Below are 23,926 nucleotides of genomic sequence, written 5' to 3'. Positions count from 1 at the left end.
AATTGCCTTGCCCACCAAGATCGCTTGCCGATGCGTGCGTGAGCGGGCACATTTGCTCCTCGACGCCGGGAACCGGCGCACATTTCGGAGGGGCTGATGGGCATTGCCGCCTTGTGGGACAGGCACGTGGTTCCGCGCCTGATAGGATGCGCCTGCGCGGCACCACCGATAATGGAGCTGCGCGCGCAGGTGGTTCCCCTGGCCCATGGCGACGTGTTCGAGCTTGGCTGCGGCGGCGGCTTGAACCAGCAGTTCTATGATCCACGGCGCCTTGCCAGCCTTGCCGGCATCGATCCGTCGCCCGCCTTGCTCGACACCGCGCGTGCGCGCGCCGCGCACCTTGGCCATGCATGCGATCTTCGGCCCGGAGTGGGCGAGGCGATCCCGTTTGCGGCAGCCGCGTTCGACACGGCGGTCTGCACATACACGCTCTGTTCGGTCAGCGATCCAAAGCAGGTTCTGCGCGAACTTTATCGCGTGATTCGGCCCGGCGGACGGTTGCTGTTCCTCGAGCATGGGCAGGCGCCTGATCCGGGCATCCAACGCTGGCAAAGGCGCATCGAGCCGGTATGGCGGCCGCTGCTGGGTGGCTGCCACCTTACCCGCCCGATCAGCAGTGCCGTGGCAGCCGCGGGCTTTGCCGTCGAGTCGATGGGCGCGCGGTACATGCCGGGGATGCCGCGCTTTGCCGGGTGGATGGAATGGGGCGTCGCGCACCGCCCCGATTGAGATGCCCGGTTTGTGTTTCGGTGCCGTCAGGCCATGCTCGGCGCAGCCCAGCGCAGATCGGTTAAATATGGAGAGCGGCGCCGTGCGGCGGCGATTCGGTCGTGGCTGAGCGATGCGCGCACCACGACGCTGTCGGCTTCGGCCTTTGCGAGAAAAGTGCCATCAGGCCCGACAATTCCCGAGCCTGCGCCGAACGCGTAGCCGTGCTCGCACCCGCTGCGATTGGCAAAGGCGAGGAACAGGCCGTTCTCGAACGCACGCGTGCGCAGCAGTGCGTCGCCGACCACGCCGAATTCCGCGCCCAGCGCCGTCGGGGCGAGCACCAAATCGGCGCCCCTGACCGCCAGATCGCGGAAAGTTTCAGGGAATTCGGTGTCGTAACAGATCGAAAAACCCAGTTTCCAGCCACTCAGCGTAGCAAGCGCGCTAGGTTCCGTGCCGGGCGCAAACAGCGCCTTTTCATAACGATCCCACAAGTTGACCTTGCGATAGTGGAGCAGAACCGCCCCATCCGCACCGATCAGCGTAGCCGCGTTCCAGATGGATTGGTCGGGGGCTTCGCGCTCCGCATGGCCCCAGGCGATCGCCAATCCATGAGCGCGCGCGAGTGCAGAAAGACGTTGCGCGGTTGGCCCATCGAGCGGCTCGGCGCCTGCGCGCACCGCAGTTTCGTCAAAGTAGCCGCATGACCACAGTTCGGGCAGGAGCAGCAGATCGGCACCTTCGAGCGTGCCACCATCGAGCAAGGCAGCCAGACGGTCCAGCATAGCGTCGGGGGCGCCGGACAGGCCGGGGGCCTGCCAGATCGCGACATCGAGTTCGGGGCGGGACAAGGACTCCATCGGCGCTTGTCTAGCGGAGGCGGGCTGTTCCAAGCCACCCTTGTTGCATACCGATCGCCAACGAAAAACCGCCCCGTCGCAAGTGCGGCGGGGCGGTTTTTGTGGTCAGCGATGACGACCTGTCGGATGATCAGGCTGTCAGATGATCAGGCCCCGAAGGTGCGCTGCCACCAGCCGCGACGCGGCTCGCCGGTTTCGGCATTGGCGGTCTCGGCTTCTTCGGCCCCGGTCGACTCGGCTGGTGCCGCGGCCTCGGGCGCTGTCGCGCTCGGTGCCGGCTCTGCAGCGACGGGTTCTTCAGCCACAGGCACCGATTCGGTAGCGGCATCAGCCGGTGCGGCGTCGACCACCTTCTTCTTTCGGGTGCGCTTGGGCTTGGCCGGAGCAGCCTCGACCTCGATCGCTGGTTCTGCCTCGGTTGCAGGTGCTTCGTCAGCAACCGGCGCATCTTGCGCCGGCGCTTCCTCGGCAACCGCATCAGCCTTCTTGCGGCGGGTGCGCTTCGGCTTGGCCGGAGCGGCTTCCACCTCGGCCACAGCTTCGACCACCGGTGCAACGACGGCTTCCACCGGCGCTGCGACTTCGGCTTCGCTTACTGCAACCACCTCGGCCTTCTTGCGGCGGGTGCGCTTGGGCTTGGCCGGAGCAGCTTCCGCTTCGACCTCGGCAGGCGCCACTTCGGTGACAGCCTCGGCAACGGGCTCAGCACCAGCCGCGATGGCAGCGGGGGCTGCGCCCTCGTTGCCTTCCGGCTCGTCACCTTCGCCATCGGCAAAGTCGCCTTCGCCTTCGGTCGAACCGCCTTCACCACCTGCGGCGCCGTCGCGGGCACCACGACGATTGCGGCGGCGGCGGCGACGCTTGCGGCGTCCCTCGCCGTCACCGTTCTCGCCGTCACCGTTCTCGCCTTCGCCAGCGGAACCTTCGGTCACACCGGCTTGGTCATCAGAACCGTCGGTTTCGGCCTGATCGTCGCCGTCCTGCTCGCCGTCCTGCTCGGAAGCTTCGTCGTCCTGAGCGGCAAACTCGCCTTCGCCCTGACCTTCGTCATCGCGACGATCCTTGCTGCGGCCACGCCGACGCTTGCGCCGCTTGCGACGGTTGGCGCCATCGCCTTCGGCTTCGGCATTGCCAGCGGTGGCGCTTTCGCGGCGGGCCGGACGCTCGGTGCGCTCTTCGACTTCTTCCTCTTCGTCCTCGTACAAGTCCTCGATGATGTCGTCCTCTTCAGGCTCGACGATCGGTTCGAAGCGGGGCACGAATTCGGGCTTGGGCCCGCGCGAGGCGACGCGCATCTTGGCGCCTTCGTTCTCGCCCTCGGGGATCACTTCGACGTTGACGCCGTAGCGTTCCTCGATCTCGCCAAGGTCAGCGCGCTTGGCGTTCAGGACGTAGATCGCCGCTTCCTGGCTGGCGTACAACGAGATCACGTTGCCCTTGCCCTTGGCGGCTTCGTCCTCGATCAGGCGCAGCGCGGAAAGCCCGGCGGACGAGGCGGTGCGCACGAGTCCCGAACCATCGCAGTGCGGGCAACCACGCGTGGTGGCTTCGAGCACGCCGGTGCGTAGGCGCTGGCGGCTCATTTCCATCAGGCCGAAGCCCGAGATGCGACCGACCTGGATGCGGGCGCGATCGTCCTTGAGCGCGTCCTTCATGGCCTTCTCGACCTTGCGGACGTTCGAGCCGTATTCCATGTCGATGAAGTCGATCACGACCAGCCCGGCCATGTCGCGCAAGCGCAACTGGCGGGCGATTTCGCGCGCGGCTTCAAGGTTGGTGCTGACCGCAGTGGCCTCGATCCCGTGTTCCTTGGTGGAACGGCCCGAGTTGATGTCGATCGACACCAGCGCCTCGGTCGGGTTGATCACCAGATAACCGCCGCTCTTCAGCTGGACGACCGGATCGTACATCGCGGTAAGCTGGTCCTCGGCGCCATAGCGCTGGAACAGCGGTACCGGATCGGCATACTGGCGCACCCGCTTGGCATGGCTGGGCATCAGCAACTTCATGAAGTCCTTGGCGGCGCGGTAACCCGCTTCGCCTTCGACGACCACTTCCTCGATATCGCGGTTGTAGATGTCGCGAATCGCGCGTTTGATCAGGTCGCTGTCCGAATGGATCAGTGCCGGAGCGCTCGAACGCATCGTGTTTTCACGGATCTCGTCCCACAGGCGGGCGAGATAGTCAAAGTCGCGCTTGATCTCGGGCTTGGTGCGCTGAAGTCCGGCGGTGCGGACGATGCAGCTCATCGAGCGGGGCAGTTCCATCTCGGTGATGATCGTCTTGAGCCGCTTGCGATCGGCCGCCGAGTTGATCTTGCGGCTGATGCCGCCACCGTGGCTGGAATTGGGCATGAGCACGCAATAGCGACCGGCCAGGCTGAGATAGGTGGTCAGCGCCGCGCCCTTGTTGCCGCGTTCTTCCTTGACCACCTGCACCAGCAGAACCTGACGGCGCTGGATCACGTCCTGAATCTTGTAACGGCGGCGCAGCGCCATGCGCTTGGCGCGCAGTTCGTCGGCTTCCTTGCCCTGCGCGCGACCCTGACGGCGACCCCGACGCGGACGGCGGTTGTCGTCCTCGCCTGATTCGCGCGCGGCTTCGTCGTCGCCGTTGGCGTCGTCCTGGCCTTCGCCAGCGCCGTCGTCGTCGCCGTCAAAGCCATTCTCGATCACGCCGCCTTCGATCGTCGAGACGTGGTCCTTTTCCGAGGTATCGACTTCGGTGACGCCCTGACCATCGTCATAGCTGCCTTCGGCGTATTCGCCGTCGGCGTAGTCGTCGTCATCCTCGTCGGCCGCACGCAGCGCGGCTTCTTCTTCGGCGTGTGCGGCTTCTTCGGCCAGCAGCGCCTCACGATCCTCACGCGGGATCTGGTAGTAGTCGGGGTGAATTTCGCTGAAGGCGAGGAAACCGTGACGGTTCCCGCCGAAATCGACGAACGCTGCCTGCAGCGAAGGTTCGACCCGGGTTACCTTGGCAAGATAGATGTTGCCCTTGATTTGCTTGTGGTCTGCGGATTCGAAATCGAATTCTTCAATCCGGTTGCCTTTGAGCACCGCCACCCGGGTTTCTTCCTGGTGGCGCGCATCGATAAGCATGCGCGTTGTCATTCCATAGTCTCCAGCCGCGCTGCCACGGGTGTGAACCCGGGTTCCTCGCGCGGTATCTTGCAGTTGCGCGAACGCCGGATCTGCGCCCTGGTTGGGCGGCGAGGCGGTTCGCGAATGGGGGGGTGCCGGATCGGAGCGCGCATGCATGGCGCGCGCGCTCACCGCCCGGCGGCGGTCGGTGTGCATCTGCGGTGACGATGATCGGCGGCAAAACGCGCGTCGTCCCGGCCAGCCAGCCGTGGCGAACCCGTGAAGGGCTCCTCGGCTGGACGGACATCGGGCTCATCATCACGGCATCAACCTCAGTCGCAGGTCTGACCGGCACGATCGCCGTGTCACGTCCTGCGTTCACTTTACCAAGCAGATCATCGGGCGGGCCTTCCTGTGTCCAGTCCCCGCGCGGCACCCCGAAAAGGGCGCTTCGAGCTGCGGGGATCGGGCCTGTGCTGGTGCCGATCTGCTTCAGTGATGGTTTTGCTAGCACCGCAATCGCAAACCGGCAATTAAAACAATGACCGTTCCATTGCGATTGTAGTTGGCTCGGCTTTGCGCGTCGAAATGGGTCTGAAAGGCTTGGTTAGCGCGCGATTCAGGCTTTGACGCTTAGGCTGTCGCGCTGCATGGTCGATCACGCAATGGGATTGTGGGCGCGTATTGGCTGGGCATTGGTGGTCACAGGGTTCGTCGTGCCCGCCGCAGCCGTGCTCGCAATGTGGCAATCGCTGGGGGCAGGAGCGAGCCGAAGTCCGGCTTATGTTGTGCATCTGGCGCTGCCCGGCGGTGAACGGCCAATTGGTTTGCCAGTCGTGCTTGGCCCGGCCGATGCCAGTCGTCCGCTGGTGGTGATCGATGCGGGGCATGGCGGGCACGATCCCGGCGCCAGTGGCCCGCGTGGCGAAAAGGAAAAGGCCCTGACGCTCGGCCTCGCGCTCGCCTTGCGCGATGCGCTGCTGGCAGATGGTCGCTTGCGCGTGGCGCTGACCCGCTCGGACGATCGCTTTCTCGCGCTCGAAGAGCGCGCGGGCATTGCCAGCCGCTTGCATGCCGACTTGTTTCTGTCGATCCACGCCGATGCGGCTGGTGCCAGCGATGCCGAGGGCGCGACGGTCTATACCTTGTCGGACAAGGGATCGGACGCGTTGGCCGACCAGCTTGCCGCGCGCGAAAACCGCGCCGATACGATCAATGGCATTGCCTTGGGCGGCAAATCGGACGCGGTGTCCTCGATCCTGGTCGACTTGTCGCAACGTGCGATGCGCGCGCGATCACGCGCGGTTTCGGCGCTGATCGTGCGCGAGGGCGGCGGCGCGCTGCGGTTTCACCGGACGCCCGAGCGAGAGGCAGCCTTCGTCGTGCTCAAGTCGGTCGACCTGCCCTCGCTGCTGCTTGAGGCCGGGTATGTCTCCAATCCCGACGATGCGCGGGCGATGGCCGACCCGGCGTGGCGGCGGGCATTTGGCAAAGCGCTGGCGCGTGCCATCACCATCGCGCTGGCGCAAGGCGAGGGCGCGCAAACGCTGCCATGACTATGCGTGGCGCCTCTTCAGGCCGGTGGCGGGGGCTCTGGCATCCGCGCCGCTGGGCGTGCTAAGGCCCTTTGCGATATGGCCGAAGAACCCGCACCCAGCAGCTCCCGCTTTCGTATCCGGCGCGAGGCGTCCGGCCTGTTTGGTCGTGCAGGCGCCGCAGTCGCGCCGGTCTGGCGGGCAAGTCGGCTGGTCCGGCTTGGGGTCTATGCGCTGGCCGCGCTGGTTCTGCTCTATGCGCTCGTCTGGGTCACCGTCATCCGCACGTTGCCCAGCGCTGACAAGCTGTTGACCTATCAACCGCCGCTGCCGACGATGGTGCGCGGCACCGATGGCGAAATCGTGTCGAGCTATGCCCGCGAACGCCGCGTGCAACTGCGCTATGTCGATTTTCCCGATCCATTGATCCACGCGTTCCTGTCGGCCGAGGACAAGTCGTTCTTCAGCCATGGCGGGGTCGATTTCACCGGGCTGGCGGGCGCGGTGATCGATTACGCCACCAAGTTCGGATCGGGTCAACGTGCGCGGGGCGGGTCCACGATCACCCAGCAGGTCGCCAAGAACATCCTGATCGGCAACGAATATTCGGTCACGCGCAAGCTCAAGGAAATGATTCTGGCGCGGCGCATCGAATCGGTGCTGTCCAAGCAGCAGATCCTTGAACTCTACCTCAATGAAATCCCGCTCGGGCGGCAGAGCTTTGGCGTTCAGGCCGCCGCGCGCGCCTATTTCGACAAGGATGTGGGCGATCTGGCGCTGAATGAGGCCGCATTTCTGGCGATCTTGCCCAAGGCTCCCGAGACGTATGGCCGCGCCAAAAATGTCGAGCGCGCACTGGAGCGGCGCAACTGGGTGCTCGACCAGATGGTCAAGAATGGCTGGGCCTCTGCCGATCAGGCCGCGCAAGCCAAGGCGCAGCCGCTTGGCCTCGTACCCCGGCGCAGCGAGAACTACACCGCCGATGCCGGATATTTCCTTGAAGAAGTGCGGCGCCAGTTGATCGAAAAGTTCGGCGAGAATGCCGATAATGGCCCGAACAGCGTCTATGCGGGTGGACTGTGGGTGCGGACCTCGCTCGACACGCAGTTGCAAAGTGCGGCGCAGGATTCCTTACGCGCCGGATTGCTGCGCTATTCCGGCGGACGCGGCTGGCACGGGCCGGTCGCCACGATCGATGTCAGCGGCAACTGGCAGGCCGAACTGGTCACCGCCAACATCGGCATCCGCTATCAGGACTGGCGCGTCGGCGTCGTGCTGGGGCGCAGTGGCTCTGGCGGGACGATCGGCTTTGCCGATGGGCGCACCGCGCCCTTGTACGGCATACCGGGCGGACCGGGGCCCAAGGCCGGCGACGTGATCGTCGTCGCGCCCAACGGCAACGGCTTTTCGTTGCGCAACATCCCTGAAGTTTCAGGCGGCATGGTGGTCGAAGACCCGCAGAGCGGCCGCGTGCTGGCGATGCAGGGCGGATTTGACGCGCGGCTTGGCTCGTTCAACCGCGCCACGCAGGCCAACCGCCAGCCCGGCTCCACGATCAAGCCGTTCGTCTATGCTACCGCGCTCGACAACGGCATGACCCCGGCCTCGATGGTGCTCGACGGCACGTTCTGCGTCTATCAGGGCGCGGCGCTGGGCCAGAAATGCTTCCGCAACTTTGGTGGTGAGGGTGGCTCTGGCAGCCACACCATGCGCTGGGGGCTGGAGCAGTCGCGCAACCTGATGACCGTGCGGATCGCCAACGATACCGGCATGGACAAGGTCGTGCGCACGATAAAGAACGTCGGCATCGGCGACTATCAGCCCTACCTTTCGATGGCGCTTGGCGCGGGCGACACCACCGTGGCGCATATGGTCAACGCCTATGCCGCGCTGGCCAATCACGGATTGCAGCACGACCAGTCGCTGGTCGACTATGTGCAGGATCGCAACGGCAAGGTCATCTGGCGCGCCGACAATCGCGATTGCAGCCCCTGCAACATGGCGCAGTGGGATGGCCGGCCGATGCCGCGTTTCCGCGTGTCCGGGCGGCAGGTGATCGATGCGCGCACCGCCTATCAGGTGGTCCACATGCTCGAAGGCGTGGTAGTGCGCGGCACCGCCGAAACACTGCGCGACCTCAACTTGCCATTGTTCGGCAAGACCGGCACGACCTCTGGTCCGACCAACGTCTGGTTCGTCGGCGGCTCGCCCGACATCATTGCCGGTGTCTACATGGGCTATGACCAGCCGCGCAGCCTTGGCGGGTATGCGCAGGGCGGACGCATCGCCGCACCGATCTTCAAGCAGTTCGTGCAGGCCACGCGGCCGCGCTGGGGTGATGAACCCTTCGCGGTGCCCGCTGGCGTGCGCATGGTGCGCATCGACCGCGTTTCGGGGCGCCGCGTGTTCGAAGGAACGCCGGCTGATCAGGAAGCGAAGGCCGGGGTCATCTGGGAAGCGTTCAAGCCCGATACCGAACCGCGCCGCACCGTCCGCGCCGAGGAAATGAGCGTCAAGGAAGCGGTCATGAACGCCCTGCGCAAGGCCCGCGCCGCGCGCGGCGGGCAAGGCGCGCCGTCCGATCAGGGCGGCGAGGGCGACTTTGTCGAGGAACAGGGCGGGATTTACTGACGCGCGGCGGTTGCCGCCCCCGAACCTCGGGTATAGGGCCGATTGTATGGCAAAAGCTGATCGTCTTGACCGTCTGGATATCCGCCGCATCGAACTGGAAGCGGAATACCGCGCGGCGCTGATCGCGGCTTTGCGCGTGACCGCGGCGGGCAAGTGGGGGCTGTTCAACCACACCGCCGACCGCAAGACGCAAGCTGCGTTGGCCCCGGTGCTGGATGAATTGGCCGAACTGGGCGATGCGATCGACAAGGCGCGCGAGACGCTGTGCCTGCCAGAATTTGAATTGCAGCGTGAATTCCTGGCCGCGCGGGGCCCGGTCAGTGCCGATGCGGTGGGCGAGCCCAAGCAGGCGCAGGCCTGGCTGGCGCGGCTTGAGGCGGACGGATAAGCTCAGTACGCGCGGTTTTGGAGCTTTGCGGGCGGGATGTTTCCGGTTTGGTTCGGTCTTTGGTGAATCCGCAAATCTCGCCGCTTGAGGTGTGCTGATGCTGTGATAGTCTGCCGATCATGACCCAGAACCGCATTCTTGCCGCGCTCGCGGCTTTCGCCCTGCTCAGCCCTGCTGCCGCCCATGCCGAACTGAAGGCGGGCGCCACGGCTCCCGACTTCTCAGCGAAGGGGGCATTGGCCGGAAAGCCTTTCGACTTTTCGCTCAAGGCCTTGTTGAAAAAGGGGCCGGTCGTGCTCTACTTCTATCCCAAGGCGTTCACGCAGGGCTGCACCCTTGAAGCGCATGCCTTTGCCGAATCGACCCCCGAGTTCTCCAAGTCCGGGGCAACCGTGATCGGCATGTCGAACGACGACATCGAAACGCTCAAGAAGTTTTCGACCGCCGAATGCCGCGACAAGTTTGCCGTCGCTGCCGCCACGCCCGCGGTGATCAAGGCCTATGACGTCGATCTCAAGTCCAACGGTGTGTCCAGCGGCTACACCACCCGCACCAGCTATGTCATCGCGCGCAACGGCAAGATCGCATTGGTCCATTCGGACATGAACTATGCCGACCACGTCAAGCTGACCCTCGCGGCCGTTGCCAAGCTCAAGTCCGGGCGTTGATCTCCGCTTGGTGATCCGCGCGCGCTGAGGCCACGCGTCATAACCGGCTTTACTTGCCGCGCCGCATCGTTATGCGGCGCGGTTCGTGCAATTGGAGTGAGACGATCATGCGTGCCGAAGGGCAGGCCCACATAGACCGCATCGAGGCCGCATTGGCACTCGTGCGCAAGTTCCTCGTCTGGGACCGCGCGGTGCGGCGGCTTGATGAACTCAATGCCCGTGTCGAGGATCCCAAGCTGTGGGACGATCCCAAGGCTGCCGAAGTGCTGATGCGCGAGCGGCGGCGGCTTGAGGCGTCGATCGGCACGGTGCGCCAGATCGGCCAGGAAATGGCTGACGCCATCGAGTTCGTCGAACTGGGCGAGATGGAGGGCGACGAAGCGATTGTCGCGGACGGCCTCGCCTCGCTGGCGGCGCTGGCCCAGCGCGCCGATGCCGACAAGGTGCAGGCGCTGCTGGCGGGCGAAGCCGATGCCAACAACGCTTATCTTGAAGTTCACGCGGGCGCTGGCGGCACCGAAAGCCAGGATTGGGCCGAAATGCTCCAGCGCATGTACACCCGCTGGGGTGAACGGCATGGCTACAAAGTTGATCTGGTCGATTATCACGCTGGTGAAGCCGCCGGGATCAAGAGCGCGACGCTGCTGATCAAGGGCGAGAACGCCTATGGCTATGCCAAGACCGAAAGCGGCGTGCACCGGCTGGTGCGGATCAGCCCGTATGACAGCTCGGCGCGGCGGCACACCTCGTTCAGTTCGGTGTGGGTCTATCCCGAAATCGACGACAACATCGAGGTCGAGATCAACCCGTCCGACCTGAAGATCGATACCTATCGCGCATCGGGTGCGGGTGGTCAGCACGTCAACACCACCGATTCGGCGGTGCGCATCACGCACGTCCCGACCGGGATCATCGTGGCCAGCCAGAATGACCGCAGCCAGCACAAGAACCGCGCGACCGCTATGAACATGCTGAAGGCGCGGATCTATGAGGCCGAACTGGCCAAGCGCGAGGCCGTGACCAGCAGCGAATACGCCGCCAAGACCGAGATCGGCTGGGGGCACCAGATCCGCTCTTACGTCCTGCAGCCCTATCAGCAGGTCAAGGACTTGCGCACCGGCGTGGTCAGCACCAACCCGAGCGACGTGCTCGATGGCGCGCTTGACCCGTTCATGGCCGCGGCGCTGTCGCAGCGCGTCACGGGCGAGAAGGTGTCGGTCGAGGACGACGATTGATCATGCAAATTCTTGCGGTTTTCCCCTGTCATGGGGCCGCAGCGTTGGGTGAGTGTAGCCGTGGGCTTCCGCTTTGGCGCAATTGCCCCTAAGTCACCGAGTGCGGGTGAAATGCCCGGTCGTGGTGCGGTTCAGGGGAACTGCCGAACCAGACCGGGAAGGGGTCGTGGCTTGCCGAAAGGGCAGGGGCTGACTTTGGCTGAGGAACGACTGGGCTGAAAGATGGGTATGTCTGTTTTCAAGGGTTTGAAGCCAATCGTCTATGGTGGCCGCGAAGTCTGGCCGCTGGTTGAAGGCGGCAAGGGCGTGGCGGCGACCAACCACCTCAGTTCGGGCGCTTGGGCTGCGGCCGGGGGAATCGGCACGGTCAGCGCGGTCAACGCCGACAGCTATGACGCCGAAGGCAAGATCGTACCGCAAATCTACAACGCCCTGACCCGCAAGGAGCGGCACGAGGAACTGATCCGCTACGCCATCGACGGCGCAGTCGAGCAAGTGCGCCGCGCCTATGACATCGCCAGCGGCAAGGGCGCCATCAACATCAACGTGCTGTGGGAAATGGGCGGCGCGCAGCAAGTGCTTGAAGGTGTGCTGGAAAAGACCCGCGGGATGGTCACCGGCGTGACCTGCGGTGCGGGCATGCCCTACAAGCTTTCGGAAATCGCTGCGCGTTTCAACGTCCACTACCTGCCGATCGTGTCGTCGGGCCGCGCCTTCCGCGCATTGTGGAAGCGCGCCTATCACAAGGTTTCGCACCTGCTGGCGGCGGTGGTCTATGAAGACCCTTGGCTCGCCGGGGGGCACAATGGCCTTTCCAACGCCGAAGATCCGCGCAAGCCCGAAGATCCCTATCCCCGCGTCAAGGCGCTGCGCGACACGATGCGCGCCGAAGGCGTGTCGGACGATGTGCCGATCGTGATGGCCGGTGGCGTGTGGTTCCTGCGCGAATGGGAAAATTGGATCGACAACCCTGAACTGGGTTCGATCGCGTTCCAGTTCGGCACCCGTCCGCTGCTGACCGCCGAAAGCCCGATCCCGCAGGGTTGGAAGGACCACTTGCGCACGCTCGATCCGGGCGATGTGCTGCTGCACCGCTTTTCACCGACGGGTTTCTATTCGTCGGCGGTGCGCAATCCGTTCCTGCGCAGCCTTGAGGCGCGCTCTGAACGGCAGGTGCCTTATTCCAAGGTTTCGGCAGGCGAGCACACCGTGCAGCTTGATGTCGGCGTGAAGGGCAAGAACTTCTGGGTGACGCCCGCCGATCTTGAGCGCGCACGCGGTTGGGTGGCAGCCGGTTATACCCATGCGCTGCGCACGCCCGACGATACGGTGGTGTTCGTCACCACGACCGAGCGTGAGGGCATCCGCAAAGATCAGGCCGACTGCATGGGCTGCCTGTCGCACTGCGGGTTCTCGTCGTGGAAGGATCACGACGATTACTCGACCGGGCGATTGGCCGATCCGCGAAGCTTCTGCATCCAGAAGACGCTGCAGGACATCGCGCATGGCGGCGATATCGACCAGAACCTGATGTTCGCCGGGCACGCGGCCTATCGCTTCAAGCAGGATCCGTTCTATTCCAACAACTTCACCCCAACGGTGAAGCAGTTGGTCGATCGCATCCTGACCGGCGACTGATCTGTCAGCCTGGTAGGGCTGCGGCGCCCGCCTGCAATTGCTGATACACGCCCAGCCGGTCGGTCACCTGCCAGTGACCGGTCAGCAGGTCATCGGCATCGAAGGTATAGACGGTGGCGCCGCTCATGCGGATCGTTCGGCCGGTTGCCGCAAACGGCCCCAGCGCGCCCAGATGGGTGGCCTGCCAGGTCCAGGTGATGACCAGCGCGTCGCCGGACCCGGTCATCGTCAAAATGGTGAAAGTCTGGTCGGGGAAGGGCGCGCGGCTCTGTTGTAGGCGGGCGACGAAGCCCTCGCGATCGAGCGTCTGACCGTCCCAAGGGTCACCGGGATCGTGCCGGATGACATACGTCGGCGCGATCAATTCGACAGCCGTCGCCACTGAACCCTTGTTCCACACTTCGTCGATGAAGCGGATCAGGCGTTGGTGGCGATTCATCTGGTTCTCAATCTGTTGCTGTTGCAGGCTCGCCGTGGCTGGATGCGTCCAACCCGGCGCGCTCCTCGGCCTCGGTCACGCGCATCGGCACGACCATCGAGACCATCAGACCCGCGATCACGCTGGCAATCGCGCTCCACGCGGCAACCGCGCCAACGCCAACGCCTTGCGCCAGCAACTGGCGGACGGGGCCGAACCCTTCGCCATAGCCGGTTCCGCCCAGCACCGGGGCGAGGAACAGCGCCAGCATGACTGCGCCGACCATTCCGCCGACGCCGTTCACCGCGAACACCCCGGCAGTATCATCGATCGCGAGCCTGTCGCGCAGCAGTGTGACCGTGACGTAACCTGCCAATGCTCCGACTGCGCCGAACAGGATGGCGGCACCCGGCGCGACCAGCCCGGCTGACGACGAGATCGCCGCCAACCCTGCGATCACTCCGCTGCCGAGGCCGGGCGCGCGGGCCTTGCCTGTCGCGATCCGGTCGATCAGCAGCCAGGTGAGCGCACCGGCGCAAGCGGCGGCATGGGTGTTGATGATGGCGCTGGCAGCATCGTCATTGGCGGCGAGCGCGGCTCCTCCGGCGAGACCGATGCTGCCGATCCATGCGAGGAACGTGCCGCCAAGGCTGAGGCCCGGCGCGTTTGCCGCTGGATGTTCGCCCAGCGTGGCGCGGCGGCCCAAAAGAAGCGCGACGACCAGCGCCGAAACGCCAGCGGAAGTGTGCACCACGATACCGCCAGCATAGTCGATCGTGCCAAGGCGGCTCGCCAGCCAGCCACCGCCCCAGATCCAGTGCGCCACGGGCGCATAGACCATCAGGCTCCACAATGCGGCAAAGGCGACGACCCAGCCGAAACGCGCGCGGTCGATCCAGGCGCCGGTCATCAGCACCGGCGCGATCAGGGCGAAGGCCAGTTCGAACAGCACGAAGGCGCTTTCGGGCACGGCACTGTCGCCGCGCACATTGCCCAGATCGAGCAGCATCCAGGCGTTGCCCGCGCCCAGCCAGCCACTGCCGACGGTGCCGAACGCAAGCGTGTAGCCGACCATGACCCACAGCAGCGACACGACGGCGACGATGGCTCCCGCCTGCATCGCCACGGCCACGAACCCGCCGCGCTGCGCGCGTCCGGCATAGTACAGGGCAAGGCCGGGCAGGGCGGCGATCAGGCCGAGCATCGCCGCTGTCAGCAACCACGCGGTATCGCCGCTGTCGGCGGCATCAAGCGCGCCTGGCTCAGCTTGCGCCAGCGCCAGCGTCGGCCACGCGATCAGCGCTGCCAGACCCAAAGTTGCCACCAGCTTCTTCGTCACCTGCGATCTCCCGGACTCATCTTCCACTCCAACCCAGTGCAGGGTGCGCGGACGGGCGGGCGCCTGCTATAACGTCGGATTGGTTAATGCTTCAGGCCCAGCCTTCCAGCACCTGATCGGGCGGGCGGTGGCCGTCGGCCCAGAAGCGGATGTTGGCAATCACCTTTTCGCCCGATGCGATGCGGCCTTCGAAGGTGGCGCTGCCCATGTGCGGCAGGATTGCGACGTTCAGATGATCGCGCAACCGCTGATCGACCTGCGGCTCATGCTCGAACACATCGAGCCCGGCGCCGCCCAGCCGCCCCTCGATCAGCGCGGAGATCAAAGCTGGTTCCTCGACGATCTGCCCGCGCGCGGTGTTGATGATCATGGCGTCGGGCTTCATCAGTGCGATCCGGCGCGCATCGATCAGATGGTGGGTTTCGGGCGTTGCGGGGCAATGCAGCGTGATGATGTCGGCCTCTGCCACCAACCGGTCGAGGTCGGGTTCATAGCGCGCGGCCAGCATCGTTTCGAGTGCCTCAGGCACACGATGTCGGCTGTTGTAGACCACGCTCAGCCCGAACGCGCGCGCGCGGTGCGCCACGGCCTGACCGATCCGGCCCATGCCGACGATGCCCAGCACCTTGCCGCCAACGCGGTGGCCCAGCAGCGTCGACGGGCTCCAGCCCTGCCACTGGCCCGATCGCAGGATACGCCCTCCGCGATTCAGACGCCGCGTGACCGACAGGATCAGCGCCATGGTCATGTCGGCGGTATCGTCGGTGAACACGCCGGGGGTATTGGTGACCGGAATCTTGCGCGCGCGGGCGGCGGCAAGCGCGATGTGTTCCGTGCCGGCGCCAAAGTTGGCGATCAGGCCAAGCTGCGGCCCGGCCCCTGTGATCAGGTCGGTGTCGATGGTGTCGGTCACGGTCGGAACCAGCACGTGCGCTTGCTGCAAGGCCTCAGCCAGCGCGGCGCGCGACAACGGCCTGTCGTCCGGGTTGAACGTCGTGTCGAAGAGTTCGGCCATCCGCGCCTCGGTTTCGGGCAGCAGGCGGCGGGTTACGAAAACCCTCGGGCGGCCTTCGATTCGCCGCGAAGGGCGCAAGTCTGCGGTGCGGGGCTTGGCGGTCATGATGAGGCCATGGCTAGGCCGGGGGATGGGGCGCGGTCAAGCGGGTGATCGCCACAGTCTTTGACGCTCACCGCCTTCCGGCACGCCATGTTGCCCTTGGCACGCTTTGCTGTATCGCCTTATCTGACAAACGGTCGGGCTTGCGACCGATGATTGGTAACAGGCAGGAAGGATGGGCATGACGATCACCAGCGCATTACGCATTGGCAGAACCATGCTTGCGGCAGCGCTTGCCCTGTCGTGCGCTTGCGGCCAGCCTGCCCGTGCAGCCGATGATGACAGCGGTCCGTTCTGGGCTTCGTTGCGCAAGGATCAGGCCAACATGCGGGTCGGGCCGGGGCGCGATTATCGTATTAGCTGGATCTATGTTCGCGGCGGAGTGCCGGTGAAGGTGCTGCGCGCCCGCGAAGGCTGGGTGCTGGTCGAAGACCAGGACGGTGCGCGCGGCTGGATGCTGACCCAATTCGTAACGCGCAAGGTGCATACCGGCGTGGTCAAGGGCGGGCCCGCCGAAATCCGCGAGAACAAGGACGGCAGCGGCCGCCTGTTGTGGCGTGCGGCTCCCGGCGTGGTCGGGCGTCTGGGTGATTGTGTGGGCGGCTGGTGCAAGGTCGATATCGACGGCCGACAGGGCTTTGTCAGCCAGACCGCGATGTGGGGTGCGGGCGCGCCCTGATCGTCAGGGCGCGCTGCATTGACTGGCCCGTTCAGACCAGTTCGATGGCCAGTGCGGTTGCCTCGCCCCCGCCGATGCAAAGGCTGGCAACGCCCTTCGACTTGCCGTGGCGCTTGAGCGCAGCGATCAGCGTGGTGACGATGCGTGCGCCCGATGCGCCGATCGGGTGACCCAGCGCGGTTGCGCCACCATGCACGTTGATCTTCTCGTGCGCGATGCCAAGGTCGTGCATCGCGAACATCGCGACGCAGGCAAATGCTTCGTTCACTTCGAACAGATCGACCTCATCGACCGACCAGCCCGCGCGCTGCAACACTTTGGTGATCGCGCCGACCGGGGCGGTGGTGAAGTCCTTGGGCGCTTGCGCATGTGCGGCGAGTGCGACGACCCTGGCCACCGGCGTCAGTCCTTCGGCAGTGGCCAGGCTCTGGCGGGTCAGAACCAGCGCGGCGGCGCCGTCCGAGATCGACGACGAGGTTGCAGCGGTGATCGTGCCGTCCTTGGCAAAGGCAGGCTTGAGCGCCGGGATCTTGTCCGGGCGACCCTTGCCGGGGGCTTCGTCGGTATCGACCAGCGTTTCACCGGCGCGCGACTTGACCAGCACGGGCACGATCTCGTCGGCGAAGGCGCCTTCGCTGATCGCGGTCTTGGCGCGGGTGAGCGAGGCGATGGCGAAATCGTCCTGCGCGGCGCGGGTCAGCTGGTATTCGTTGGCGGTATCCTGCGCAAACGTGCCCATCGCACGGCCCGCCTCATACGCGTCCTCAAGCCCATCGAGGAACATGTGGTCATAGGCGGTGTCGTGGCCGATGCGCGCACCCGACCGGTGCTTCTTGAGCAGGTAGGGCGCGTTGGTCATCGATTCCATGCCGCCGGTCACGACATAGTCGATCGAACCGGAGGCGAGAGCTTCGGCGCCCATGATCAGGGTCTGCATGCCGGAACCGCAAACCTTGTTGACCGTCGTTGCCTGCACCGAAGTGGGCAGTCCGGCCTTGATCGCGGCCTGACGTGCCGGAGCCTGTCCCAGCCCGGCGGGCAGTACGCAGCCCATGTAGATGCGCTCGATCTTGTCAGGGGAGACGCCCGAGCGCTCGACCGCGCCCTTGACGGCGGTGGCGCCAAGCTCGGTTGCCGAAACATCGGCCAGCGCGCCTTGCATCGCGCCCATCGGGGTGCGCGCATAGGACAGGATCACGATCGGATCTGCGGCGGAGAACTGGGCCATGAAACTGCCTTCCTGTTCAGGGGGTGGACGCAAGGTCCGGGGTATGCGAGCGCAATACCGGTGAGCGACCGGCAATGCAATTCGACTATGGCGCAGGGCAGGCGTTGCGGGAGGCCGGGATGACGCCTGACCTGTTCGGCGTACTTGTGGTGATGGCAGCGGCGGCCGGGGCCTGCGTCGGCAGCTTTCTGGGCGCCGCGCTCGTGCGCCTGCCGCAAGGGCGCTCGATCGTCACTGGCGCGTCGTCATGCGATGGTTGCGGCCGCAAGCTCGGTCCGGCTGAACTGGTGCCGGTGGTCTCGTGGCTGGTGCTACGGGGCAGGTGCCGGACTTGCAGCGCGGCGATCGGGCCGTGGCAGCTCGTGTGCGAACTGGGCGGGGCGGGTGTTGCGGTCGGCGCGTTGCTGACCGCGCCGGACCCGGTATCGGCGAGCGCGGTGGCCGTGCTCGGCTGGCTACTGCTGTTGCTGGCACTGCTCGACTTGCGCCATTTCTGGCTACCCCGCGCGTTGACTGCGGTGCTTGCCGTGACCGGGCTGGCCTTTGCCTTGTGGCAGGCGTGGAGCCTTGGCGATGCGCTGCCGCTATGGCTCGCGCTTGGCGCTGGCCTTGCCGGATATGCGCTGCTTGCGGGCCTTGCGATGCTGTACCGGACCTTGCGCGGGCGAGATGGGCTGGGCGGGGGCGATCCTCCGTTACTTGGCGCGATCGGGTTGTGGGTTGGGCCGGTCGGGCTGATCCATGTGTTGCTGGGGGCAAGTCTGCTTGGCCTTGCGGCGGCGGTTGCCATGCGGGTTTGCGGGCGTAAGATCACGGCAGAAACGGCGCTGCCGCTGGGAACCTGCCTTGCCGCTACGGCATGGCCGGTGTTCCTCATCGGAATGGTGACCGGCTGATTCGCGCCACCTTCGCTAGTGGTGCGACACTTCGGGGGGATGTCATGGTTGAATCCGCAAAAGACGCGATGCAGACTTTGCTCGATCGGCAAAAGGCCGCCTTTGTTGCCGCACGGCCCGAGCCGCTTTCGGTTCGGCATGACCGGCTGGAGCGGCTGGCCGCGCTGGCTAAGGACAACGCCGAAGCGCTTGCCCGCGCGATGAGCGAGGACTTCGGCCACCGCAGCCACGAACAGTCGCTGATGACCGACATCATGCCTTCGATCGGGCTGATCCGCCATTCGCAAAAGACGATGAAGGCGTGGAGCCGCCCCGAAAAGCGCAAGGTCAATTTTCCGCTCGGCCTGCTGGGTGCGCGCGCCGAGGTGAGGTTTGAGCCCAAGGGCGTGGTCGGCATCGTCTCGCCGTGGAACTTCCCTGTCGGGCTGACACTGTCCCCGCTGGCGCAAGTATTTGCTGCGGGCAACCGCGCGCTGATCAAGCCCAGTGAGTTCACCGAGCGGACCAGCGAACTCATGGCCGAACTGTTCGCCAAGTACTTTGCGGTCGAGGAAGCCAGCGTGGTGCTGGGCGGCGCGCAGGCGGGGGCGGACTTCTGCGGGCTGGCGTTCGATCACCTGATCTTCACCGGCGCCACCTCGGTCGGGCGGCACGTGATGCGCGCGGCGGCGGATAATCTGGTCCCGGTGACGCTGGAACTGGGCGGTAAATCGCCGACAATTCTGGGCCGCAGCGCCGATATCAAGCGGAGCGCCGAGCGTATCGCGCTGGGCAAGATGATGAACGCCGGGCAAATCTGCCTTGCGCCCGACTATATGCTGGTGCCCGAGGACATGCAGGGGCAGGCGATTGATGCGGTGCAGGCCGGTGTCGCCGCGATGTATCCCACATTGCTGGCCAACGATGACTACACCTCGGTGGTCAACCGTCGCCACCGCGACCGGCTTGAAGGATTGGTGGCCGACGCCAGGGACAAGGGTGCCGAGGCGATCGTGGTCAATCCGGGCAACGAGAACTTTGCCGGAAGCAACGGCAACAAGCTGCCGCTGACCATCCTGACCGGCGTGACCGAAGACATGAAGGTGATGCAGGAGGAAATCTTCGGCCCGGTGCTGCCGGTGATGTCGTATCGCTCGATCGATCAGGCGATCGATTACGTCAACGCGCATGACCGCCCGCTCGGCCTCTATTACTTCGGCGAAGATGCGGCCGAGCGCGAGCGGGTGCTGACCCACACGATCTCGGGCGGGGTCACGGTCAACGACGTGATCTTCCACATCACCGCCGACGAACTGCCGTTCGGCGGGGTCGGGGCGTCGGGCATGGGCAGTTACCACGGGATCGAGGGCTTCCGCAGTTTCAGCCATACCCGTTCGGTCTACACCCAGCCCAAGATCAACGTCGCCGCGCTTGGCGGGCTGCGTCCACCCTATGGCAAGGCCACGCAACGCACGCTGAAGATGCAGATGAAGTAAGCGACGTCTACGGATGGCGGGCGGATGGCCGGGTGCTCATTTGCCCGGCCGAGCGCGCTTTTCCGGGCACTTGGACGAAAGTATGCCCAAAAAGGATGGGGTGAGGGGTGCATATTGCGGTGCACCCCACTTGCGCCGGGGCCACGGCGGGACTAGGGCGCGGCGGATAACCCAAACAGGTGAGTCAGCCCCTTGGTCGAGCAAACTTCGTACCTGGCCCAATACCTGCCGATCCTGATCTTTCTGGGGATCGCGCTGGCGCTATCGTCGGCCTTCGTCTTTCTGCCCATGGGGGTCGCCCGGTTGACTGGCGCGCACCAGCCCAACGCCGAAAAGCTGTCGGAGTACGAATGCGGTTTCCCCGCGTTCGAAGATCCGCGCAGCCAGTTCGACGTGCGGTTCTATCTGGTCGCCATCCTGTTCATCGTGTTCGACCTTGAAGCGGCGTTCCTGTTTCCCTGGGCGGTCAGCCTGAAGGAAAGCGGCTGGGCCGGCTGGATCACGATGATGGTGTTTCTGGGCGAACTGGTGATCGGGTTTGCCTATGCGTGGAAGAAGGGGGCATTGGACTGGGAATGAGCACCGTGGCCAACACTCCCCTCGTCACCGCCGCTGGCGGTCCGCTTCTCAACGCCGCTGGTGCGCCGATCGTGGCGCCAGATGCCGCGTTCTTCGACAGCCTCAACGCCGAAGTCTCGGACAAGGGCTTCCTTGTCACCTCGACCGAAGAGCTGTTCCAGTGGGCGCGTACCGGCTCGCTGTGGTGGATGACCTTCGGGCTTGCCTGCTGCGCGGTCGAGATGATTCACGTGAACATGCCGCGTTATGACATGGAGCGCTTTGGTGCTGCCCCGCGCGCCTCTCCGCGCCAGTCGGACGTGATGATCGTGGCGGGTACGCTGTGCAACAAGATGGCTCCGGCGCTGCGCAAGGTCTATGACCAGATGAGCGAGCCGAAGTACGTCATCTCGATGGGCAGTTGCGCCAATGGCGGCGGTTATTACCATTACAGCTACTCGGTGGTGCGCGGTTGTGATCGCATCGTGCCCGTGGACATCTACGTTCCCGGCTGCCCGCCCACGGCCGAGGCGTTGCTTTATGGCGTGATGCAGCTGCAGCGGAAGATCCGCCGCGCCGGCACGCTGGAACGCTGAGGAGTATCGCAAATGGCCGTGCTCCATTCCGCCCCCCGCTATGCCTCGTTCGATGGCCTGCTCGATGAAGTCGTCGCCGCGCTGGGCGATCTTGTCGTCGCCGCGCGCGAGGAACACGGCGAGATCGTGATCAACGTGGCGCGTGACGGCGTGGAAACCGCGCTGCGCACGCTGCGCGATGCCCACCAGTTTCAGCAATTGATGGACATTGCGGGCGCCGACTACCCCAATCGGGCCGAGCGTTTCGATGTCGTCTATTGCCTGCTGTCGGTGACGCGCAACGTGCGTCTGATCGTCAAGACCACGACCGACGAAGTGGTGCCGGTGCCGACCGTGACCACGCTTTGGCCCAACGCCGGTTGGTACGAACGCGAAGCCTACGACATGTACGGCATCCTGTTTGCCGGCAACACCGACTTGCGCCGCATCCTGACCGACTACGGCTTTCAGGGGCACCCGTTCCGCAAGGACTTCCCGCTCACCGGCTATGTCGAACTGCGTTATTCCGAAGAGGACAAGCGCGTTGTCTATGAGCCGGTCAAGCTGGCGCAGGATCTGCGGCAGTTCGATTTCATGAGCCCGTGGGAAGGCGCTGACTACGTGCTGCCGGGCGATGAAAAGGCCGCTGGGGAAGGAGCGAAGGCATGAGCCTGCAACTCGAACAGTCGCCGACCACCGGCGATGAGGTCATTTCCAACTACACCATCAACTTCGGGCCGCAGCACCCTGCCGCGCACGGCGTGTTGCGCATGGTCATGGAGCTGGACGGCGAAATCATCGAGCGCATCGATCCGCACGTCGGCCTGCTGCATCGCGGCACCGAAAAGCTGATCGAGCACAAGACCTATCTTCAGGCCCTGCCGTACTTCGACCGGCTGGATTACTGTTCCCCTCTGGCGATGGAGCACTCCTATGTGCTCGCCATCGAAAAGCTGCTGAACCTCGAAGTTCCGCTGCGCGCGCAGTATCTGCGCGTGCTGTTCGCCGAACTGACCCGCATCTGCAACCACATGCTCAACATGGGGTCGCACGTGATGGACGTGGGCGCGATGACGCCCAACTTGTGGCTGTTCGAAATCCGCGAGGATTGCCTGAACTTCTTCGAGCGCGCTTCGGGTGCCCGCATGCACTCGGCGTGGTTCCGCCCCGGCGGGGTGCATCAGGACGTGCCGGTCAAGTTGCTCGCCGACATCGCCGAATGGCTCGATGACCGCCTGCCGCGCCTGTTCGAGGACGCGATGAGCCTGGTCGTCGACAACCGCATCTTCAAGCAGCGCAACGTCGACATTGCGCTCGTTTCCAAGGAAGACGCGCTGGCCTGGGGCTTTTCCGGCCCGATGATCCGCGCCGCTGGCATTCCGTGGGACTTGCGCAAGAGCCAGCCCTACGACGTGTACGACCGCATGGAGTTCGACATTCCCGTCGGCACCAATTCGGACTGTTACGACCGGTTCATGGTCCGCGTGGAAGAAGTGCGCCAGTCGGCCCGCATCATGAAGCAGTGCCTGGCACAGATCCCCGAAGGCCCGATCGCCTCGGACGATCGCAAGGTCAGCCCGCCCAAGCGCGGTGAGATGAAGAGCTCGATGGAATCGCTGATCCATCACTTCAAGCTCTACACCGAAGGCTTCCACGTTCCGGCGGGTGAAGTCTATGTTGCCACCGAAAGCCCCAAGGGCGAATTCGGTGTCTACCTGGTCAGCGACGGCAGCAACAAGCCGTACCGCTGCAAGATCCGCCCGACCGCGTTTTCGCACCTGCAAGCCATGGACTTCATGTCCAAGGGGCACATGCTGCCCGACGCGACCGCCATTCTTGGTGCCATCGACGTGGTGTTCGGGGAGTGTGACCGGTGAGCCTTGTCGACACCGCCAAGGCTATGATTGCCGCCTATAATGCGCAGGATGTGGACACATACGTCGCGCACATGACCGACGAGGCCAGCGAAGCCAACTATCGCGGCGACGTGGTGCGTGACGGCAAGGAAGGCACCCGCTCGGGTCTTGCCGCCGCATTCGCGCGCTGGCCGCAGAACAAGGCCGAAGTCCTGCACGCGCAGGAAATCGGCAACTACGTGCTCATGCGCGAACACGTCACGCGCGGCCCTTCGACCGACGGTTCACCGCTGGTCGAGCCGTTCGACGTGGTCGCAGTCTATACTTTCGAGGGCGAAAAGTGCTCTCGGGTGGAGTTCATCCGCTAATGGCCGACCGTCATATCGAACCTGACAGCCCCGAACTGCGCGCGCGCTGGGGTAACTTTGCGTGGACCGCCGAAAACGCGGCCAAGGCGCAGGAGATCGTCGCGCGCTATCCCGCCGGTCGTCAGCGCAGCGCAGTGATGCCGCTGCTCGATCTGGCGCAGCGTCAGGTCGGTGCCGAGCTGAACACGCAAGGCTGGCTGCCGATCCCCGTGCTGGAATTCGTGGCCGCGCAACTCGACATGCCGATCATCCGCGTGGTCGAAGTGGCGACGTTCTACACGATGTACAACATCGCTCCGATCGGCCGCTTCCACGTACAGGTCTGCGGCACGACGCCGTGCATGTTGCGCGGGTCGGACGACATTTTGGCCGCCTGCAAGGCCAAGGGCCTGCACAAGGGCCACACCACCGACGACGGGCTGTTCACGCTGACCGAGGTCGAGTGCATGGGCAACTGCGCATCGGCCCCGATGGTTCAGATCAACGACGACAATTACGAAGACCTGACCGCCGCCGACATGGAGCGCATCCTTGACGAGCTGGCCGCAGGCCGTCAGCCCAAGACCGGCACGCAATTGCCCGGCCGCCACACCGTGGAACCCGCCGGCGCGTTGTCTAACCTGACCGCGATGGTGGCCGAAAACCACGACTATCGGGGGGAGTGGTAA

At 65.0% G+C, this 23,926-nt stretch carries 21 protein-coding genes and 1 pseudogene; 16 read left to right on the top strand and 6 right to left on the bottom strand.

The genetic code is table 11. The features are described 5' to 3' along the window. The first annotated feature begins 189 nt into the window (after positions 1-189). Positions 190-729 (top strand): class I SAM-dependent methyltransferase, encoded by a 540-nt coding sequence (locus LDN95_RS07660; RefSeq protein ID WP_370631664.1) that lies wholly within the window; start codon positions 190-192, stop codon positions 727-729. 26 nt (positions 730-755) lie between these two features. On the opposite strand, the gene LDN95_RS07655 is transcribed toward LDN95_RS07660, so the two are convergent. After that, positions 756-1,571 (bottom strand): nitrilase-related carbon-nitrogen hydrolase, encoded by an 816-nt coding sequence (locus LDN95_RS07655; RefSeq protein WP_226017065.1) that lies wholly within the window; start codon positions 1,569-1,571, stop codon positions 756-758. Positions 1,572-1,717: 146 nt separating this feature from the next. Further along, positions 1,718-4,684 carry a ribonuclease E/G gene (locus LDN95_RS07650; protein ID WP_226017064.1) on the bottom strand — a complete coding sequence of 989 codons (2,967 nt, stop codon included), beginning with the start codon at positions 4,682-4,684 and terminating at the stop codon, positions 1,718-1,720. 620 nt (positions 4,685-5,304) lie between these two features. On the opposite strand from LDN95_RS07650, the gene LDN95_RS07645 reads away from it, so the two are divergent. The 6 genes from LDN95_RS07645 (at position 5,305) to LDN95_RS07620 (ending at position 12,749) form a co-directional block, all read left to right on the top strand. Continuing rightward, positions 5,305-6,210 (top strand): N-acetylmuramoyl-L-alanine amidase, encoded by a 906-nt coding sequence (locus LDN95_RS07645; protein ID WP_226017063.1) that lies wholly within the window; start codon positions 5,305-5,307, stop codon positions 6,208-6,210. Positions 6,211-6,288: 78 nt separating this feature from the next. Beyond that, positions 6,289-8,820, top strand: a complete 2,532-nt coding sequence (locus LDN95_RS07640) for a penicillin-binding protein 1A (RefSeq protein ID WP_226017062.1) — start codon at positions 6,289-6,291, stop codon at positions 8,818-8,820. A 46-nt stretch (positions 8,821-8,866) separates the two neighbouring features. After that, positions 8,867-9,208 (top strand): hypothetical protein, encoded by a 342-nt coding sequence (locus LDN95_RS07635; RefSeq protein WP_226017061.1) that lies wholly within the window; start codon positions 8,867-8,869, stop codon positions 9,206-9,208. Positions 9,209-9,327: 119 nt separating this feature from the next. Continuing rightward, entirely contained in the window at positions 9,328-9,876 is a 549-nt protein-coding gene (locus tag LDN95_RS07630) for a peroxiredoxin (RefSeq protein ID WP_226017060.1), read from the top strand. 107 nt (positions 9,877-9,983) lie between these two features. After that, positions 9,984-11,111 (top strand): peptide chain release factor 2, encoded by a 1,128-nt coding sequence (gene prfB / locus LDN95_RS07625; RefSeq protein WP_226017059.1) that lies wholly within the window; start codon positions 9,984-9,986, stop codon positions 11,109-11,111. 228 nt (positions 11,112-11,339) lie between these two features. Further along, positions 11,340-12,749 carry a nitronate monooxygenase family protein gene (locus tag LDN95_RS07620; protein WP_226017098.1) on the top strand — a complete coding sequence of 470 codons (1,410 nt, stop codon included), beginning with the start codon at positions 11,340-11,342 and terminating at the stop codon, positions 12,747-12,749. A 4-nt stretch (positions 12,750-12,753) separates the two neighbouring features. On the opposite strand, the gene LDN95_RS07615 is transcribed toward LDN95_RS07620, so the two are convergent. The 3 genes from LDN95_RS07615 to LDN95_RS07605 all read right to left on the bottom strand — a co-directional run bounded on the left by LDN95_RS07615 (position 12,754) and on the right by LDN95_RS07605 (position 15,626). Next, positions 12,754-13,188 (bottom strand): ester cyclase, encoded by a 435-nt coding sequence (locus LDN95_RS07615; protein ID WP_226017058.1) that lies wholly within the window; start codon positions 13,186-13,188, stop codon positions 12,754-12,756. Positions 13,189-13,195: 7 nt separating this feature from the next. Continuing rightward, on the bottom strand, positions 13,196-14,506 hold the full coding sequence (locus tag LDN95_RS07610) for an ammonium transporter (RefSeq protein ID WP_226017057.1): 1,311 nt from the start codon (positions 14,504-14,506) through the stop codon (positions 13,196-13,198). 91 nt (positions 14,507-14,597) lie between these two features. Next, on the bottom strand, positions 14,598-15,626 hold the full coding sequence (locus LDN95_RS07605; protein WP_226017056.1) for a D-glycerate dehydrogenase: 1,029 nt from the start codon (positions 15,624-15,626) through the stop codon (positions 14,598-14,600). 178 nt (positions 15,627-15,804) lie between these two features. Between LDN95_RS07605 and LDN95_RS07600 the strand changes: the two genes are divergently transcribed. Then, positions 15,805-16,302 carry an SH3 domain-containing protein gene (locus LDN95_RS07600; RefSeq protein ID WP_226017055.1) on the top strand — a complete coding sequence of 166 codons (498 nt, stop codon included), beginning with the start codon at positions 15,805-15,807 and terminating at the stop codon, positions 16,300-16,302. 31 nt (positions 16,303-16,333) lie between these two features. Here LDN95_RS07600 and LDN95_RS07595 read toward each other — a convergent pair whose 3' ends face one another. Further along, a complete protein-coding gene (locus tag LDN95_RS07595; protein ID WP_226017054.1) occupies positions 16,334-17,530 on the bottom strand; it encodes an acetyl-CoA C-acyltransferase in 1,197 nt (398 codons plus the stop codon). Positions 17,531-17,604: 74 nt separating this feature from the next. Here LDN95_RS07595 and LDN95_RS07590 point away from each other — a divergent pair, with 74 nt between their 5' ends. From LDN95_RS07590 to LDN95_RS07555, 8 genes and pseudogenes are all read left to right on the top strand, one after another. Continuing rightward, on the top strand, positions 17,605-18,426 hold the full coding sequence (locus LDN95_RS07590) for an A24 family peptidase (RefSeq protein ID WP_226017053.1): 822 nt from the start codon (positions 17,605-17,607) through the stop codon (positions 18,424-18,426). A gap of 44 nt (positions 18,427-18,470) precedes the next feature. After that, positions 18,471-19,901 (top strand): coniferyl aldehyde dehydrogenase, encoded by a 1,431-nt coding sequence (locus LDN95_RS07585; protein ID WP_226017052.1) that lies wholly within the window; start codon positions 18,471-18,473, stop codon positions 19,899-19,901. Positions 19,902-20,093: 192 nt separating this feature from the next. Further along, a complete protein-coding gene (locus tag LDN95_RS07580; RefSeq protein WP_226017051.1) occupies positions 20,094-20,480 on the top strand; it encodes an NADH-quinone oxidoreductase subunit A in 387 nt (128 codons plus the stop codon). Then, positions 20,477-21,055 carry an NADH-quinone oxidoreductase subunit B family protein gene (locus LDN95_RS07575; protein ID WP_226017050.1) on the top strand — a complete coding sequence of 193 codons (579 nt, stop codon included), beginning with the start codon at positions 20,477-20,479 and terminating at the stop codon, positions 21,053-21,055. The genes LDN95_RS07580 and LDN95_RS07575 overlap by 4 nt, the downstream gene beginning before the upstream one ends. A 12-nt stretch (positions 21,056-21,067) precedes the next feature. Further along, a pseudogene (locus LDN95_RS07570) lies at positions 21,068-21,679 on the top strand (NADH-quinone oxidoreductase subunit C); the annotation flags it as partial. Between the two features lie 20 nt (positions 21,680-21,699). Next, positions 21,700-22,911 carry an NADH-quinone oxidoreductase subunit D gene (locus LDN95_RS07565; protein ID WP_226017048.1) on the top strand — a complete coding sequence of 404 codons (1,212 nt, stop codon included), beginning with the start codon at positions 21,700-21,702 and terminating at the stop codon, positions 22,909-22,911. Next, on the top strand, positions 22,908-23,258 hold the full coding sequence (locus LDN95_RS07560) for a nuclear transport factor 2 family protein (RefSeq protein ID WP_226017047.1): 351 nt from the start codon (positions 22,908-22,910) through the stop codon (positions 23,256-23,258). Before LDN95_RS07565 ends, LDN95_RS07560 begins: the two co-directional genes overlap by 4 nt. Continuing rightward, the gene (locus tag LDN95_RS07555; protein WP_226017046.1) at positions 23,258-23,926 is read left to right on the top strand and encodes an NAD(P)H-dependent oxidoreductase subunit E; all 669 of its coding nucleotides are present in this window, start codon (positions 23,258-23,260) and stop codon (positions 23,924-23,926) included. Before LDN95_RS07560 ends, LDN95_RS07555 begins: the two co-directional genes overlap by 1 nt.

The sequence above is a fragment of the Novosphingobium sp. FKTRR1 genome (assembly GCF_020404405.1).
Taxonomy (GTDB): Bacteria; Pseudomonadota; Alphaproteobacteria; order Sphingomonadales; family Sphingomonadaceae; genus Novosphingobium.
Note: the sequence above shows the minus strand (reverse complement) of the source record. Positions and strands in the feature narration are given on the sequence as shown.